The 14858-nt window shown below is 55.4% G+C and carries 13 protein-coding genes; 4 read left to right on the plus strand and 9 right to left on the minus strand.

Features of this window, described 5'->3' with window-relative positions:
- Positions 1–8: 8 nt before the first annotated feature.
- The 5 genes from PUV47_RS17820 to PUV47_RS17840 form a co-directional block, all read right to left on the minus strand.
- Positions 9–1736 carry a dipeptide ABC transporter ATP-binding protein gene (locus tag PUV47_RS17820; protein ID WP_274219950.1) on the minus strand — a complete coding sequence of 576 codons (1728 nt, stop codon included), beginning with the start codon at positions 1734–1736 and terminating at the stop codon, positions 9–11.
- A 12-nt stretch (positions 1737–1748) separates the two neighbouring features.
- A complete protein-coding gene (locus PUV47_RS17825; RefSeq protein WP_274219951.1) occupies positions 1749–2699 on the minus strand; it encodes an ABC transporter permease in 951 nt (316 codons plus the stop codon).
- A gap of 11 nt (positions 2700–2710) precedes the next feature.
- On the minus strand, positions 2711–3691 hold the full coding sequence (locus PUV47_RS17830; RefSeq protein WP_274219952.1) for an ABC transporter permease: 981 nt from the start codon (positions 3689–3691) through the stop codon (positions 2711–2713).
- An 81-nt stretch (positions 3692–3772) separates the two neighbouring features.
- A complete protein-coding gene (locus PUV47_RS17835; RefSeq protein ID WP_274219953.1) occupies positions 3773–5353 on the minus strand; it encodes an ABC transporter substrate-binding protein in 1581 nt (526 codons plus the stop codon).
- A 248-nt stretch (positions 5354–5601) separates the two neighbouring features.
- Positions 5602–7323 carry an adenylate/guanylate cyclase domain-containing protein gene (locus PUV47_RS17840; protein WP_274219954.1) on the minus strand — a complete coding sequence of 574 codons (1722 nt, stop codon included), beginning with the start codon at positions 7321–7323 and terminating at the stop codon, positions 5602–5604.
- Positions 7324–7515: 192 nt separating this feature from the next.
- Here PUV47_RS17840 and PUV47_RS17845 point away from each other — a divergent pair, with 192 nt between their 5' ends.
- The gene (locus PUV47_RS17845; protein ID WP_274219955.1) at positions 7516–7875 is read left to right on the plus strand and encodes an ArsC family reductase; all 360 of its coding nucleotides are present in this window, start codon (positions 7516–7518) and stop codon (positions 7873–7875) included.
- On the opposite strand, the gene PUV47_RS17850 is transcribed toward PUV47_RS17845, so the two are convergent.
- A complete protein-coding gene (locus PUV47_RS17850; RefSeq protein ID WP_274220116.1) occupies positions 7876–8670 on the minus strand; it encodes a creatininase family protein in 795 nt (264 codons plus the stop codon). It lies immediately after the preceding gene.
- A 109-nt stretch (positions 8671–8779) separates the two neighbouring features.
- On the opposite strand from PUV47_RS17850, the gene PUV47_RS17855 reads away from it, so the two are divergent.
- The 3 genes from PUV47_RS17855 (at position 8780) to PUV47_RS17865 (ending at position 11359) form a co-directional block, all read left to right on the plus strand.
- Entirely contained in the window at positions 8780–9580 is an 801-nt protein-coding gene (locus PUV47_RS17855; protein WP_274219956.1) for an ABC transporter ATP-binding protein, read from the plus strand.
- 139 nt (positions 9581–9719) lie between these two features.
- Complete coding sequence (locus PUV47_RS17860; RefSeq protein ID WP_274220117.1) at positions 9720–10247, plus strand: MarR family winged helix-turn-helix transcriptional regulator; 528 nt, start codon at positions 9720–9722, stop codon at positions 10245–10247.
- Between the two features lie 71 nt (positions 10248–10318).
- Positions 10319–11359: an ABC transporter ATP-binding protein gene (locus tag PUV47_RS17865; protein WP_274219957.1), complete on the plus strand. Its 1041-nt coding sequence runs from the start codon at positions 10319–10321 to the stop codon at positions 11357–11359.
- Between the two features lie 9 nt (positions 11360–11368).
- Here the strand turns inward: PUV47_RS17865 and PUV47_RS17870 are convergent, their stop codons facing one another.
- The 3 genes from PUV47_RS17870 to PUV47_RS17880 all read right to left on the minus strand — a co-directional run bounded on the left by PUV47_RS17870 (position 11369) and on the right by PUV47_RS17880 (position 14748).
- Entirely contained in the window at positions 11369–11902 is a 534-nt protein-coding gene (locus tag PUV47_RS17870; protein ID WP_274219958.1) for a DinB family protein, read from the minus strand.
- Between the two features lie 75 nt (positions 11903–11977).
- Complete coding sequence (locus PUV47_RS17875) at positions 11978–13765, minus strand: ABC transporter permease (RefSeq protein WP_274219959.1); 1788 nt, start codon at positions 13763–13765, stop codon at positions 11978–11980.
- 2 nt (positions 13766–13767) lie between these two features.
- Positions 13768–14748 carry an ABC transporter substrate-binding protein gene (locus tag PUV47_RS17880; protein ID WP_413697828.1) on the minus strand — a complete coding sequence of 327 codons (981 nt, stop codon included), beginning with the start codon at positions 14746–14748 and terminating at the stop codon, positions 13768–13770.
- Positions 14749–14858 lie beyond the last annotated feature (110 nt).

Here is a 14858-nt window from a genome sequence, read left to right on the forward strand (position 1 = left end):
TGTTCGCCTCAGGCGACTTCCTCTTCAAGGTTGTCGCGGGAGAGGATATCCATGCTTGGCATAAGGCTGAGCAGTTCCTTTGTGTACGCGTGCTGTGGTGTCTCGAAGAGCGCTTCTGTCTCCTGAACCTCCAAGAGCTCTCCAAAGCGCATCACGCCGGTGCGGTTACACATCTGGCGAATGACCGCCAGATCGTGGGAGATGAACAGCATTGTCAGGCCCAGTTCGTCCTGCAAGTCCTTCAAAAGGTTGAGGATTTGCGCCTGAATGGATACGTCCAGAGCAGAGGTCGGTTCATCGCACAGCAAAAAGCGCGGCCGTGTCGCCAGTGCGCGTGCAATGGAGATGCGCTGACGCTGACCGCCAGAGAACTCGTGGGGGTACTTTTTGCCTGCCGCCGACCCAAGGCCAACGTGGTCCAGCAGGTCGTCCACGATGCGGAAGCATTCTGTATTCGTGGAGGCCAGTTTGTGGAACTTTATCGGCTCGGCCACAATGTCCCGCACTCGCATGCGCGAGTTGAGCGAGGAATACGGGTCCTGAAAGATCATCTGCATCTGGCGGCGCATGGCCAGCACTTGCTTGCGATCGCTCAAGCTTGTGAGTTCTTGCCCGGCAAAATGCACCGTGCCGCCGCTGGGGTGATAAAGGCCGGTGATCACGCGGGCCACAGTAGACTTGCCCGAGCCGGATTCACCCACCAAACCAAAGGTTTCTCCGGGCTGGATGTCAAAACTGACTTGCTTCAGAGCGGAGAAGTACTGCCGGTTCTTCGGAATCCAGGCGTTCTTTGTCAGGAACTTCATGTCGATGTTCTTGACGGAGAGAAGAGCGCCATCAACCGGCTTGTAGTCACGGGACTGACCAAGCCAATGGGTTGAAATGTCGATTTGCTTGAACGGTTTCGCTGAACCCTCAATGTAATCCACCTGCGGGAAGCGGTGAACCTTCACATCTGGGCGCGGGACAGCAGCAATCAGGCTTTTGGTGTATTCGTGAGTTGGCGCGCCGAGTATCTGGTGAGACTCGCCATACTCCACCAGATTACCCCGGTACATGACCGCCACGTGGTCGGTTATTTCAGCGATAACTCCCATGTCGTGCGTGATTACCAACATTGCCACGTTCTTTTCGGTGCAGAGCTTTTTCATCAGCTCGAGAATTTGCGCCTGAATGGAAACGTCGAGTGCTGTGGTTGGCTCGTCTGCGATCACGACTTCCGGTTCTGCACACAGTGCCAGAGCGATCACCACTCGCTGGCGCATGCCGCCTGAGAACTGGTGCGGATACTGCTTCACGCGTTCCGCTGGGTTTGGGATGCCCACCTGGTCCAGCAGCTCAATGGCACGCTGTTGCGCCTCCGACTTGGACAGCGGCAAATGTTGCAGCATGGTCTCCACCAGCTGGAACTCAACTGTCTGCAGGGGATCCAGAGAGGTGAGGGGATCTTGGAAGATCATGCCGATGCGCTTGCCGCGAAGCTCACGCATCTTCTTCTGGGGCAGGTTGTCTATGCGTTCGCCGTGAACGTAGATCTCGCCGGCACCAATGCGGCCCGGATTTTCCAGAAGGCCGATCACAGCGTTACCCACGGTGGATTTACCAGCACCGGACTCGCCCACCACGCCCAAAATCTTTCCGGGATCGATAGAGAGGGTGACATCTCGTGCCGCAACGAAGGTGTTCTTTCGGCCCGGAAACTCAACGGTAAGGCCACGGATTTCAAGAATGCTCATCTGAAGCCTCCCTTATCGCAGTTTCGGGTTGAGCGCATCGCGCATCCAGTCGCCGAGCAGGTTCACTGCCAGCACAAGAATCGCGAGGGTGAGACCCGGGAAGATGGCGATCCACCATTCGCCGGAAAACAGGAAGTCGTTGCCGATGCGGATCAAGGTACCCAGTGAAGGCTGGGTTGCTGGCACACCCACGCCGAGGAACGACAAGGTTGCCTCAGTGATGATGGCCAATGCCAGATTGATGGTTGCAATAACCAGAACCGGCCCCATCACGTTCGGAAGCACATGGCGGAACATGATGATGAAAGAAGGGATGCCGATCACGCGGGCGGCCTGAACGTATTCCTTGTTCTTCTCGACCATGGTGGAGCCACGCACCGTACGTGCATACTGCACCCAGAAGGACAGGCCGATAGAGAAGGTCAGGATCCACACGGCCCAGCGTTCCCGGTCCAGATTGCCGAAGATGCCGTTGGCAACGCCGTCAATCAGCAGCGCAATCAAGATCGCCGGGAAGGTCAGCTGTATCTCGGCGATACGCATGATGATTGCATCGGTCCGTCCGCCCACGTAGCCGGAAAGGAGCCCGAGGAAGATGCCGAGCACGGCTGCAAAGGCCACGGAAAGGAAGCCGACGGCAAGAGAAATCCGCATGCCATAGAGAATGCCAGAGAGCATATCGCGGCCCTGATCATCCGTGCCCAAAAGGAACCGAGGGTCATGGTATGCCATGCCCACCGGAGGGACGCGGGCATCCAGAATGCTGATCTGCGCCAGATCAAATGGATCATGGGGCGCAATCCATGGAGCCAAGAAGGCGGAAATCATCAGGACTGCCGTCACGATCGCCGCGATGACGGTGACTTTGGAGCGGATGAAACTGTGAAAGATGTCGCTGTCCAAAATCCGCGCAATACGTCCCTTGGCAACGTCCTGTTCAGGCATTGTTGTTTGTTCTGTCATTGCTTTAGCCCTCAGAGTCCGGAGCGTTCGGTGCGCAGACGTGGGTCAATCACAACGTAGAGAATGTCTACGGCCAGATTGATCACCACGAAGATGAATGCGGTAAGCATGAGGTATGCTGCCATGATCGGGATATCTACATTCTGCACGGCCTGAAGAAACAGAAGGCCCATGCCCGGCCACTGGAATACCGTTTCCGTGATGATGGCAAAGGCGATGATCGATCCAAGCTGCAAGCCGGTAATGGTGATAACAGGCACCATGGTGTTTTTCAGAGCGTGAACGAAGTGAATTGAGCGATCGGGCAAGCCGCGAGCGCGGGCGAACTTGATATAGTCCGTCCGGATGACTTCCAGCATCTCGGCGCGGATGAGGCGCATAATCAGCGTCATCTGGAACAAGCCCAGCGTGATGGATGGAAGGATGAGCGCCTTGAGCCCGCTTAATGTCAAGAAACCGGTGGTCCACCAGTCGCCGATTGCCACCACGTCACCCCGGCCGAAGCTTGGCAGCCATTGCAGGTGAACAGAGAACAGGAAGATCAGCAAGATCCCGATAAAGAAGGTCGGCAGAGAGACGCCAATCAGCGAGACTGTCAGGAACAGTTTGGACAGTGGGGAATGGCGGTTCAGACCGGTATAAACGCCCATTGGCACGCCAACGACAAGGGCGAACAGGGCGGAGACGAAGGATAGCTCCAGTGTAGCCGGGAGGCGCTTGGCTATGAGCTCTGCGACCGGCTGCTTGAACTGATAGGAGTTGCCGAAATCGAACTGAAGTGCGCCCATGATGAAGCGCGCAAACTGAATGATGATGGGGTCGTTCAGCCCCAAGCGTTCTCTCAGGGCCTCGCGTTGTTCAGGTGTGGTCTCAATGCCCACCATCTGGTTGATGGGATCTCCAACAAACCGGAACAGCATGAAGGAGATAAGGGCCACGACAAACATGACGACAACCGCCATGACGAGGCGACGAGAAATGAAGCCAAACATGGTATTCCAATGAGGTTCTTGTGATTGAGAAGACCCGACGCACGTGTTGCGTCGGGCCACTATTTCGTGTCGGAAACCTGACTAGTTTTTGACTACATGGCGGAATTTGAAGTAGTTGTCTGCGCGCTGTGCAACGGAGACGTTGTCCGCAACACCCCAAGCCAAACCTTGCTGGTGGAGAGGAATGTGAGAGACTTCTTCAGTGGTCAGCCGGTAGGCTTCAGTAATGTAAGCGTTGCGCTTTTCCTGATCGTTCTCAGAGAGGATCAACTTGCTCAGCTCATCTACCCGCGGGTTGCAGTAGCCGCCGAGGTTAAATGGGCCGCCATTGCCAGCGTCATCCCGGCAGTTGTGCAGGTTCAGGAGCACGTTGTAGCTGTCAAAGGAACCTGGGGTCCAACCGAGCAGGTAGAAGGAGGTGTCGTAGCCACCAGAAGCCAGAATTTTTGCAAAATACTGTGCCTTTGGTTGGGCGTTCAAATCTACCTTGATGCCAACACGCGCAAGGAACGACGCAACAGCCTGACAGATTGCTTCATCGTTCACGTACCGATCGTTTGGACAGTCCATGCCAACGGAAAAACCGTCTGGATATCCCGCTTCTGCCAGAAGTGCCTTTGATGCTTCCGGGTCGTATGGGAACCGCTGGAACTCGTCAGAGTGCTCGAACAGGAACGGCGAGATCATGAGAGCGGACGGCGTTGCCAGGTCGCGCATGATCTTGGTCTTGATCGCTTCAATATCAATGGCCTGATAGACAGCCTTTCGCACCCGAACGTCCTTGAACGGGTTCTTGCCCTTCACATCGGAGTAAAGAAGTTCATCGCGCTTCTGGTCCATGCCAAGGAAAATGGTCCGCAGTTCCGGGCCTGTCAGGGCCGAGGTGCCATCATTGCTGTTAACGCGGTTGATGTCCTGAACTGGAATTGGGTACACCATGTCCATCTCACCGGACAGCAATGCTGCAACGCGGGTGGCGTCTGAGCTGATCGGCGTGAACTCAACTCTGGTCAGGTTGTGCTTGACCTCATCCCACCAGTTCTCGTTCTTTTCGTAAACTGTTCGTACACCTGGTTCGTGACTGGTGATCTTGAACGGGCCTGTGCCGTTCGCATTGAGCGAAGCATAGTTCGGGCTGGTGTCAGATGCAGAGGTGACCTTGACGGCATCATTTGCCTCGGTCCACTCCTTGTCCATGATCAGCCAAGTGCCCCATTCCGAGTGGAGGATTGGGTTTGGCGCCGACAGAACGAAGTCAACGGTGTAGTCGTCGACAATTTCGACTTTAACATCTGGCGCAAGGCGTGTGGTCACGTCAGAGCCTTCTGACCGGACACGCTCGGCGGAAAACGCCACATCTTCGGCAGTGAAGTCATTGCCGTTGTGGAACTTCACGCCCTCGCGCAAATAGAAGCGCCAACGTGTTGGCTCAATGATTTCCCAGCGCTCAGCAAGTGATGGCTCGATCTGGAGGTCTGGTGTCAGTCGCACCAGTCCTTCATACACATTTCCGTGCATGCCAAGCGTGAAAGATTCATTCAAGCTGTATGGATCGAGCTGGTTTAAGGTGCCCTGAAATGCGAACTTTAAGGTCTCGGCGGACGCACTGGTTCCGGCCAGTGCCGCAATGACTGCGGCTGCTGCAGCTACGCGATAACGCATGTTCCCCTCATCTCCACGCTGTTGAACGCGCGGTTCTCAATGATATCGGTACGATGTAGACGACGTTGACCCGATCCCAGTTCCCACGATCCAACGTCGATGAAGGGAGTGTACCTACGTAATTGCACGCGTCTAGAGGGAGGGTGAAACTTTCGTGATCTAAATCAGCACATTATTGATGAAAATATGTGTTTCTGCCTGATTTTTGGCATTTATTTTCTTATAGCTCATGCAGAAGATGAGAAAAGCTAAACAGCGCGTTGTTGCTCTTTCATGGTTGTCGTGCTGGATGCCGTTAGGACATTCTCAAGTTTCGAGCCATTTTCGAGAATCGTTACGCTGAGCGGGCGTTCTCTGCCACGCACAGTGATGTCTTCCTGTTTGCCGATAAGGCTTTCATTCAGGCCAGCACTGCGTATGACGGATGTCGAAACCACAGCAGTCGCCCCGTGGGACTTTGTTTCCGTTTCCAATCGGCTGGCAACATTCACCGTGTCGCCCAAGGCTGTCAGGCCGGACTCCAGAACATTTCCGCCATCAAGTCCTACCCGGCCGATGATGGCTGGTCCGGCATGCAGGCCGATGCCGATGCGCAGGGGGACAGCCAGCTGGCTCTTGAGTTCGTCGTTCATGACCTGCATTTCGCGTTCGATGTCGATGATGGTTTGCAATGCCGCGCGCAGCGCTTGAGTGCGGTCCATATCGATGCCGAACAAGGCCATCACCCCGTCTCCCATGACCTTGTCTATGAGCCCGCCGTTCTGGTTCACCGCCTTGGTCACGCCTTTGACATAACGGTTGAGAATGAACACCACGTCATAAGGCAGACGGTCCTCGGCCATACGGGTGAAGCCTCGCAGGTCTATGAACATGACTGCAATGGGTTGCTCAACGCCCCAGCGGTATCGGTCCATGGTGCCGGGCTCGGGCTGTTGGAGCTCGGTCGTGAGCAATGGGTAGACGCGCATGTTGGCCTTGGGGCGGATCTGGCAGGCCAGCCGCACGCCTTTACCTGCCCCAATGCGTTCCAATACCTTGGCTTCCGCCGCATTTGGCGGGTCCAGCTCGTCCAGCCCTTCCATAACCAATGTTCTGCACGTGGAGCATCGGGCTCTCCCGCCGCAAACGGCTTGAACTGGCACCCTGTGGGCGCGGCTTATTTCAAGCAGCGTGGGCCCGGGGGCAGTGCGTACCCGCACACTATTGGGATAGTTGATGGAAATCTTTTTGCGGAACTGGGCAGTGAAGGTGCGCATTGCAAACAGAATAACAATCGATACGGCCACAACCGCGAAGATGGCCCTTCCGATTGTGTCGTATTCCATGAGCTGGGCCAATACCTCTGGGGGCAGGGCAGCAGCTTGTTCTCCCTTCAGGTAGATCATCCTGCCAGCATGGGTCCACCCGGTTGTAGCCGTAACCGGAATTATGATGGCGAGCGTCAACAGACCCAGTTGGACGCGTCGGTACCAGGGCTTCAACCGTAGCCAGAAATGCAGACCAATGCAGCTGTGTATCCAGACGAAAAGCAAAAGCAGTGTCTGGTTGAGGAAACCGCCCGGCCACATGAGAGAAAGCACCGAGTTGTAGTCAACAGAGGTGTTGAACAGGTTCTCGCTGATGCGGGTTCTGTTGAGATGCAGAACCAGAAAAAACGGAATGCCCATGCCAAGGGCCAGCTGCAAGGCTTCCCAACTTGGCATCTTAAGCGTTCTCCGGCGCACCGTCTTCCAAAGGGCCATCGCAACATGAACGATCAGAGCGCCATAAAGCAGGATCGTTCCGGGCCATGAGTGCCAGACGGCATAGCGCCAGTCCTGAAACTGCATCATTGCCGCCAAAGAGATGTTGCCCAGAGCATGGTTGATGAAGTGCGTCAGCGCAAAGACAAACAGCACCAGCCCGGAGACGAGGCGCAAGCGCTGATTCAAAGACCCTTGGACAGACTGTTTGTCGACAACATCATTCATCGGCATCTCCGGTGGCTGGTGCACGAAGATGTGCGTCTATGCCATGACCGTCAAACACCAATTTTGTTTACAGACTGTTTAAGGCATGGACGGGGAGCCTTCAGGCTTTTATCCAAGCCCGGATATCTGTCGTTTGTGGCGGGTCTGTCACTTGATTTGATGGGCCTGCGTGCTGCTGATCTGGAGGGCCCTATGAAGCTTTATGGTATTCGAAATTGCGACACCGTCAAAAAAGCGCGGAAGTTTCTTGATTCCGCCGAGGTGGCCTATGACTTTCATGACTACAAGAAAGAGGGCGTAGACGCAGACGTTTTGAAGGCGTTTGTCATAGAGTTTGGTTGGGAAGCGGTGCTGAACAAACGCGGCACCACGTGGCGTCGCCAGCCCGATGAGGTCAAAGAGGCGGTCAATTCCCAAGAGAGCGCAATTGAGTTCATGATGGGCGAGCCGAGCGCAATCAAACGCCCGCTGGTTCAGGCCAAGGAAAAGCGTTTTATCGGGTTTGATCAGACGGCATGGGAAGTTGCGCTTGCTGAAGGCACTCTGGCCTGATCAGTCGAAGTCTGCGATGTCGAACTGATGCACATCTTCCAACAGCTGGACAAGACCGCGTGCGCCATGATCCAGTGACGCACGCCCTTTTTCCGCTGTTGCGGCAGCTGCGTTTCCCATGACACCTTGCGGGTTCAGGTCTTCCGTTTTCCAGCCATACTGGTGGCGGCCATGACCTCGCAAATGCTCAAAGTTTTTGAGGTAGTCCTGCTGGGCAGAAGGGAAATCTGCAGCTTTCTCCATGCGAACCAGATCAGGCCGCAGCGCCAGCATCAGGGAGGTTTCAATATCACCCCCGTGGATGCCATAGGTGAATTCTTCTTGCGTAAACAGGCCCTCTGGCTGTCCATAGCGCAGCCAGCTGGTTTCCACTGCGAGCATCTTGTTTTCCACGCGCAAAGTGCGTGTCACAACGTCCATCAGGGGTGCATTGCCGCCGTGGGAATTTACGATCACCAGTTTGCGCAGACCGGCCCGGTTCACGCTTTTGCCAATTTCAATCCAGCTCTTGATGGCGGTTTCCCAGCTGATCGTCAGTGTTCCGGGAAAAGAGATGTGCTCGTCTGACTTGCCGATGGCCTGAACGGGCAAGAAGGTCACGGGCAGGTCGTCCGGCAGAAGCTCAATGGTGCGTGCCACCTGTCCTTCGGCAATGGTTGAGTCTGTGCTCAACGGTAAATGCGGGCCGTGCTGTTCGATTGCCGCTATTGGTAAGACGGCAATCCAGTCTTTTGACGCCTCAGAGAAATCGGTGGTTGTCATCTCTTGCCAATGGCGACGCGGCAGACCCTGCATCTTTTTCATTCCCGAACTGGTTGGGGCTTGCTTCATCCTGAGTGATGAAGCCTTGTGATCTCGTAACACCTTAAATAGATAGATAGCAAATCCGGTGAAAGGGAAGAGAATGCAGTTTCGCACAGAACATCAGCACGCCGTTCATCTGCCGCTCGAATCGTCCAATGCGATTTTGGCGCTGAATGGGGTGACAAAGAGCTTCGATTCTGGCGGTCCTGTTCTGAGCGACTTTTCTCTTACTGTCACAAAAGGCGAATTCCTGAGCATTCTTGGGCCATCTGGCTGCGGGAAATCCACACTGTTGCGGCTGATCTCCGGACTGGAAGAGCCTACATCCGGACGCATTGAGGTGGACCATGGTCCCGCTGCAACGGATGAACTTGGCTTTGTGTTTCAGGAGCCCACATTGCTCCCTTGGACGACCGTTTTTGGCAACGTTCACTGGCCTTTGAAGATCAAGGGTATTTCTGCCAAGAAGGCGGCGGAACAAGTGATGGAAGCCTTGGCGTTGGTGGGGCTGGCCGACAGCGCAGACAAGTGGCCATCGGAGCTTTCTGGCGGCATGAAAATGCGTGTCTCCATTGCAAGAGCCTTGATCACGAAACCAAAAATCCTGCTTATGGATGAACCGTTTGCGGCTCTGGATGAGATTACGCGAAACAAGCTCAACGATGATCTGCTGGAGTTGTGGGAACGGTTTGACTGGACCATCGTTTTTGTTACACACTCCGTCTATGAGAGCGTCTACCTGTCCTCACGGCTGGTGGTAATGAGCAGGCAGCAGGGCCGGGTAGTCCGTGACTTTGAAGTTGAGGCTCCCTATCCGCGGGGCAGGGAGTTCCGGTTGTCGACACCCTATGCAGAATTGTGCAGGCAAGCGGTTGATGCTTTGGAGCAAGCCAGCGTATAAGTTAGCTGGTTTAATTGTTAGGTTTCTAACAAAATCCACAGACCGTCATTGGACATATAAAAACGCAGGCTAAGAAAATGCCGTGAGCACGACGTGCGTGCTTACTATCGATTCCTTAAACAGCGAGAACTGCATCGCCATGGGTTTCAATTTCAAGAAGAGCACCACTTTTCGACTTGCTCAGGCCGCCAAGGCTCAACGAGCTCGTTCCGGTGCGCACCTTTCCCGCATCGGCCTTCACCCGGGTCAGGAAGCGGTTCTGAAGGTCCTCAGCGAGGCTGATGGCCGCACCATGAGCCAGCTTGCTCTCGCGCTTGGTGTTCAGCCGCCTACAGTAACCAAAATGGTTACACGCCTTACAGCGCAAGGTCTGGTTGAGCGCCAGCTTTCTGATACGGATGGTCGCCTTGCACGCGTTTACCTGACTCAAGAAGGTCAGGACCGCATTCAGCAAGTTGATCGGGCCTGGAAGCGTCTGGAACGTGAAGCTCTGGCCGGCCTCGACGACAAGGATCGCAAGAAGTTGCGCAAGCTGCTGCGCGTCGTCGAGAAGAACCTCTCCAACAAGCAGTTGGATGATGATGACGATGAAGATGATGACGCCGATGACGCCAAGGTTGCATCTGGCAAGGTTGTAGACGCGCTTCCGGTGGAAACACAGGTTTAACCTGCGTTTCTACCCAAGCTGTCATGCGCCTTTAAAGAAGACCGCGTACCGAACCTCCACGGAGGTTCGTAATGTCATCTGTCAAAATAAATAATATTTCCAAGAGCTTCGGTTCCCATAAAGCTCTTAGCGAACTGGATCTGGATATCCAGGAGGGCGAGTTCCTTTGCGTGCTCGGCCCATCTGGTTGTGGTAAGACGACCCTGTTGCGTATCATTGCTGGTCTTGAGCGCATCGATGACGGTGAAATCCGTTTCGATGATGAGTTGGTTTCGTCCGCTCACACGCATAGAACGCCTGAAGAGCGCAACGTGGGGATGGTCTTCCAGTCCTATGCGTTGTGGCCACACATGACGGCAAAAGAAAACGCCGAATTTCCTCTTAAGGTGGCGAACAAGTCAGCTGAAGAGAGGGTGAGCATTGTGAACGGGGCCATGGACGCGGTGCGTCTGACGCCGTTTGCAGATCGGCGCCCCAGCGAGTTGTCAGGCGGCCAGCAGCAGCGTGTCGCGCTTGCCCGATGCCTGACGCAGGCTCCAAAAATCGTGCTCATGGATGAGCCGTTGGCCAACCTGGACATGCACCTGCGCGAAGACATGTTGCAGGAGTTCTCGCAGTTTCACAAAACGACCGGCTCCACGATCATGTACATTACCCATGATCAGGCCGAAGCCATGTCCATTGCGGACCGGATCGCGGTATTGCTGGATGGCAAGTTGCAACAGCTTTCGCGACCGGAGGAGCTTTACAACTGTCCCAAGAACGCAGCGGTGGCTCGGTTTATTGGCGCAGGCTCGGTGCTTTCCGCCGTTGCCAATGGCGAACAGACTGTCTCATTCGACGGCGAAACCGTTGTAGCCAACTCCGAAACCCCATTGGTTTCAGCTGAGGCGGTGACCATTGTCATTCGTCCCGAAGACCTTCACCTCGGGTCCGGGCGCTTCAAGGGCAAGGTGGATGATGTGACCTACCTTGGCGGCCGTTTCCGGGTGCGTTTGCTCTGCATCCATCAGGATGAGCAGGTCGAGCTGACGGCTTACAGTTCCAGCCGCTTGGCCGAGGGCGAACATATTGCCTTCGACGTGGCGCAAGTCTGGGCCATGAAGGGTTAGGGGCACCGCTCAGACGTTGTCAATCAAAGCCAGCAGGTCGGTGACGCCGATGTCTTTACCGGCCTGCAAAAGCAGCGTGCTCACTTGGCCTCGGTGATGGGTCTGATGATTGAAGAAATGCTGCAGTAGATCCGAAAACGGTTTTGTCATCGGGATCCCGGCCATGTTCTTGTAGGTAAGCGTTTGGTTGAGATCAAACTGAGTGATCTCCGAGGTGAACTTCGTGATCGTGCTATCCATCTGCGCCCGAGCTTCCCAAAGGTCTGGCAGCCGATGGTAGAGGGCCATGTCCAAAGATGAGGGCTTGGCGCGCTTCGCAAGGGGAGCGAGCGCTGAAAAATGTGCCGGGTGCTCTGAAAAGCGTTGAAGCCATATGATGTCTGCCACGTAAACGTGGTTCAGCGTGCCAAGAATGGACTTGAAGTAGGCTCCGCGATCTTTTTCGATCTCTTCAGCAGTCAGTGTGTTCGCCGCTGTGTAGATCTTTTCGTTCATCCAGCGGTTATAGCGTGCCATCAGGGCGAGGTTGTGAGGCGTCGGCATTCATCTCTCCCATGTCATTGCTCGGCGAACTATGGCACGGGAGAGAGGTTTTTTCAGTTGGTCATTTCTCAGTGACTAGCGCTTCGTGTGCGGTTGGTCATCAGTCCAAGGCAACACACCGCGTGGCAGCACCCTGCTTAGTGACTGGGCAATCAGCATGATCAGGAAGATCACCACGACAGTCACTACCGCCAAGGCGCTTGACAGCACCGTGTAACCACCATCATCCAGATTGAACACCAGCACACCAAGTGTTTCGTTGCCAGCTGACCAGAGCAAGGCGGAAACCGTCAACTCGTTCATGGCTGTCATGAACACGAGGATGCCACCTGCGGCTGCCACCGGCCCCAGCAGAGGGGCCGCGATGCGGAACAACCGGTCAAAGAATGATGCGCCGACAATGCGTGCCGCTTCATCCAGCTTCGGGTCAAGCTGTTCAAACCCAGCGATCACAGGCTTGATGGCAAGTGACAGGAAGCGGGCAAGGTAGGCCACGAGAATGATGCCCAGAGTGCCATAGAGGCTGATGCCGATGATTGGCAGCGGCTTGAGGAACACGAGGATCATGGCGATGGACAACACGACACCGGGAAGGGCGTAGGGCATTTCGGAGAGTGTTGCTGCGAATTTTGCCGCGCGGCTTTTTTGCCAGACCATGAAGAAGCCAAGAGGAATTGCCACAATCGCCAAGGCAATGGCGCTGACGAGTGCCAGACCGCCAGAGTTGGCGAATGCCCGCAAGGTTGCGCTCTGACGGAACAAGATCTCGCGGAAGTTCTCTAAGCTGGCTGTCTCAAAGGTGAGGCCAACGCCGTAGGCTGGTACCAGGGCCGTCGCAAGCAGAGCGGACAGTGGCAAAACGAGAATCATGAGAATGATGAGCCAAAGCAGTGCCTCCACAAGGGGGCGCAGGCCTTTGAGAGGTATGAACAGCGGGGCACCGGGTTTGGACATGAGCCGGGCTTCGATGCGCCCCTTTACCCAATTCTGTAACAGGACCGCTGCAAGTCCAATCAATCCCACCAATATGGCGAGGATCGCGACATCCGAGATGATTGATGGACCGAATGAGGTCAAGCGGCGGTAGATCAGGGTTGGCAGCACATAATAACTCTCCGGAATGCCCAGCATGGCCGGAATGCCGAAGTTGCCCAGAGCCGATACAAAGGTGAGGCCTGCTGCTGCGACCAGAGAAGGGGTGAGCAGCGGTACGATGATCTGAAACGCGATGCGCTGGGCTCCTGCGCCTGCCATCCGGGCTGCCTCGATCAGTTCCCGCGGGATTTGACGGAAGGCCGCGCGCAGCAGCAAGAACGCCAGAGGCGCGTGCTGAATGCCAAGCAGAAGAATGATGCCTTCTCTGGAATAGACCGGATTGGTGGAGCCGGGTTCCGGGGCAATGCCAAGGGTGTTGAGCAGTGCAGAGGAAGGGCCAAAAACCTGTATCCAGGAAAGCGCGGTGACCTGCGGCGGGATCATCATGGGCAGCATGAAGCAAAACACCAGCGGCAGCTTCAGACGTATGTCCGTCAGGGCAACCAAAAAGGCGAAAAAGCCGCCGAGGACGATGGCAAACAGCATGCCGAAAAAGCTGGTTTCCAGGGAGTGCATGGTTGCACGCCATGTGGAGCGGGAGCTCAGAGCCCGTTCCACTGGACTGATGTCAAATGCGCCGTTGGTGAAGACTGCTTCCGTGGCAAGGCGCAGCAAGGGCCAGCCAGCCAGAACGGTGATGGCCAGAACAATCACCCAAAGTGTGGTGTTTTCTGCCAGCCATTGCGCGGAGAGCCGCGGCTTGAAAGGAAGGACGCGCCGGAGGAAACCTGCCGACGCGCCACGTTCATTCGCAATGTTGAGAGACAAGATTATTCCCCGAAGATCTCGATGAACTTCATCTTGTCCTGCTCAGCAGTTTCCAAAGCTTCACCAGCGTCAAAGTCCATCAGCTTGATCTTGTCGCGGGAAGGGAAGCCAGCTGGAGCGTCAACACCTGGATGTGCCGGCAGGTAGCCCTGTGCTGCTGCGAGCTTCTGGCCTTCTTCGGAGAGCAGAAACTCAACGAACTTGGCCGCGGCAGATGGGTTGTTTGCAGTAGACAGAACAGCAACTGGCTCGGTTACAGCAGAAACGCCCTCTTCAGGGAATACGAACTCAACTGGTGAGCCTTTTGCCTTCTCACGAATTGGCAGGAAGTCTACTACAACACCGGCCATTTTCTCGCCGCCTGCAACAGCCTTGAAGGTGCCGCCGTTGCCGCCTTGTGGCTTCACGTCGTTTGCGGCCAGTGCGGAGTAGTAGTCCCAACCCAAAGCTGGGTTCTGGGTCAGAGCTTCCATGTGGATGGTCGCTGCACCAGAGGTGAGCGGAGATGGCATGGCAACAAGGCCCTTCAGCTCTGGGGACACCAGATCTTTCCAGGAAGTTGGCTTCACGTCAGAGTTGGTGTTGTAGACGATGCCGGTGGTGATCAGCTTCGTGGAGAAGTAATGGTTGTCGGCGTCATAAAGAGCCTTGTCATAGGCGCTGAGGTCCAGACCTTCGACTGGGGCCAGACGACCTTCACGCTTCAGGCCTTCCATGGTGACGATGTCAGCAATCAACAGCACGTCTGGCTTTGGGTTACCTGCAGCGAACTCAGCGCGCAGCTTCGCCATGATCTTGGTGGTGCCGTCGCGAACCCAGTCTACCTTGATGTCCGGGTTGGCAGCCATGAAAGCATCAACAGTTTGTTGTGCGTCAGCATTTGGCTGGCTGGTGTAAACAACCAAGGTTTCTTCGGAGAGAGCTGGTGTGGCGACTACAGACGCAAGGCCGAGCGCCAGAACGAGTTTGCGTAGTGACATGATGCTACCTGTTTGTATGTGAGGCTGCGATGGCGGTTGCTTTCGCGATGAGCGCTTGCTTAATCGTTACATGTTACGCGAGTACGACAGTTTCCTTACACGTCAATGACGAA

Source organism: Pseudovibrio exalbescens (genome assembly GCF_028737195.1).
GTDB classification, from domain to species: domain Bacteria; phylum Pseudomonadota; class Alphaproteobacteria; order Rhizobiales; family Stappiaceae; genus Pseudovibrio; species Pseudovibrio zosterae.

What these genes read in the sequence shown, in the direction of transcription:
- PUV47_RS17820 (WP_274219950.1), bottom strand. Translation starts at nt 1,736, where the DNA reads ATGAGCATTCTTGAAATCCGTGGCCTTACCGTTGAGTTTCCGGGCCGA.
- PUV47_RS17825 (WP_274219951.1), bottom strand. Translation starts at nt 2,699, where the DNA reads ATGACAGAACAAACAACAATGCCTGAACAGGACGTTGCCAAGGGACGT.
- PUV47_RS17830 (WP_274219952.1), bottom strand. Translation starts at nt 3,691, where the DNA reads ATGTTTGGCTTCATTTCTCGTCGCCTCGTCATGGCGGTTGTCGTCATG.
- PUV47_RS17835 (WP_274219953.1), bottom strand. Translation starts at nt 5,353, where the DNA reads ATGCGTTATCGCGTAGCTGCAGCAGCCGCAGTCATTGCGGCACTGGCC.
- PUV47_RS17840 (WP_274219954.1), bottom strand. Translation starts at nt 7,323, where the DNA reads ATGAATGATGTTGTCGACAAACAGTCTGTCCAAGGGTCTTTGAATCAG.
- PUV47_RS17845 (WP_274219955.1), top strand. Translation starts at nt 7,516, where the DNA reads ATGAAGCTTTATGGTATTCGAAATTGCGACACCGTCAAAAAAGCGCGG.
- PUV47_RS17850 (WP_274220116.1), bottom strand. Translation starts at nt 8,670, where the DNA reads ATGCAGGGTCTGCCGCGTCGCCATTGGCAAGAGATGACAACCACCGAT.
- PUV47_RS17855 (WP_274219956.1), top strand. Translation starts at nt 8,780, where the DNA reads ATGCAGTTTCGCACAGAACATCAGCACGCCGTTCATCTGCCGCTCGAA.
- PUV47_RS17860 (WP_274220117.1), top strand. Translation starts at nt 9,720, where the DNA reads ATGGGTTTCAATTTCAAGAAGAGCACCACTTTTCGACTTGCTCAGGCC.
- PUV47_RS17865 (WP_274219957.1), top strand. Translation starts at nt 10,319, where the DNA reads ATGTCATCTGTCAAAATAAATAATATTTCCAAGAGCTTCGGTTCCCAT.
- PUV47_RS17870 (WP_274219958.1), bottom strand. Translation starts at nt 11,902, where the DNA reads ATGCCGACGCCTCACAACCTCGCCCTGATGGCACGCTATAACCGCTGG.